The sequence below is a fragment of the Parabacteroides acidifaciens genome, assembly GCF_003363715.1.
In the GTDB taxonomy this organism is placed as follows: domain Bacteria; phylum Bacteroidota; class Bacteroidia; order Bacteroidales; family Tannerellaceae; genus Parabacteroides; species Parabacteroides acidifaciens.
This window is the reverse complement of record NZ_QREV01000125.1, coordinates 1-1,061: the sequence shown is the minus strand read 5'-3', so window position 1 is coordinate 1,061 and position 1,061 is coordinate 1. Positions and strand designations below refer to the sequence as shown.

Genomic DNA, 1,061 nt, shown 5'->3' with positions numbered 1-1,061 from the left:
CTCAAGCTCTCCCTCTGTTTATAGAGGGAGTACCCGCGATAGCGGGGGAGGGAGTTCTTACACTACATGTTCACAGTCTCTAACCTTACCACCTCACCATCGGTGAGGTTACCGCGTCACCGGCAGTGAGGTTACTACCTCACCGATGGTGAGAGAATCAGAGTTCGCCAGGCCGTTCGTAGCCAGGGACATCGCCTACCTTAATAATTTCAGGATAGTCGTACGAGCGGGGAGTCTTGACAAGTTGACCGGGATTACTGCCGCCCTGTGTCGTCACCCTAACATACCACTTCCCCTCCGTCACCGCCGCCGGAAGAACAAACTGCAGCTTAGTCGGCGAGTTGGGCGACAAGCTCTTGGGGGCAACGAAAACTGTTTTCGAAGTGTCTTTTTCGCTCGTAAAGAGAATGCCGACGCTCGCATCGTCCCCCTTCACGGCGAGGCGCATACCGCTGATAAGAGCCATGCCGCCGGGGTTGAGGTGGTTGGGCTTGTTCTCCGTCGGGTCTGTGACCGACTGGATGACGGGGCCTGTGGCGCCTGACTGTTCGAAGGCGTGGATGACACAGCTTTCGATGGCGCGGCGCGCACCGTCGCCCTGGGTGAGGTTGACGGACACTTTGAGACGGTCGGCGGGGATGTTATGCCCCAGGTCGTTGGCCAGGACGCTGCCCTGGATGCCGATGGAACTGCGGAAGAAGGGGGTCACGATGTTGTTGCCTTCGGCGGCTGCCCGGGCGCATTCGTCGAGGAAGGTCTTGATGAACGCGGTGCCGTCGACGTTCTTCGTCGCGATCTCGCGGGCGGCTATGCGGGCGACGATGTCGTCCACGCCGAGGGTTGCCGTGACTTGCGCGGTGAGATAATAGTCGTTCTCGATTTCTTTTGTCAGCTCATTCAGATGAGCGATTGCATTGATAGTGCTCATGGTACTTTTTGTTTTATTGTTAATATTAGAAACTCCGGGACCGTACGTACAGACACAAAAAAGCGTGAGATGCCGTTTACGCTTATCTTACCAATCAGGTCTTCGCATTACCTTTACTGAAGATAAGCAACAG

Annotated in this window: 1 protein-coding gene; it reads right to left on the bottom strand. The window is 55.9% G+C overall.

The window, feature by feature from the left end:
* Positions 1-157: 157 nt before the first annotated feature.
* Complete coding sequence (locus tag DWU89_RS20410) at positions 158-928, bottom strand: DUF4469 domain-containing protein (protein ID WP_115501452.1); 771 nt, start codon at positions 926-928, stop codon at positions 158-160.
* Positions 929-1,061 lie beyond the last annotated feature (133 nt).

Excerpts from the sequence above, each read along its gene's own strand:
- DWU89_RS20410 (WP_115501452.1), bottom strand. The coding sequence starts at position 928 with ATGAGCACTATCAATGCAATCGCTCATCTGAATGAGCTGACAAAAGAA.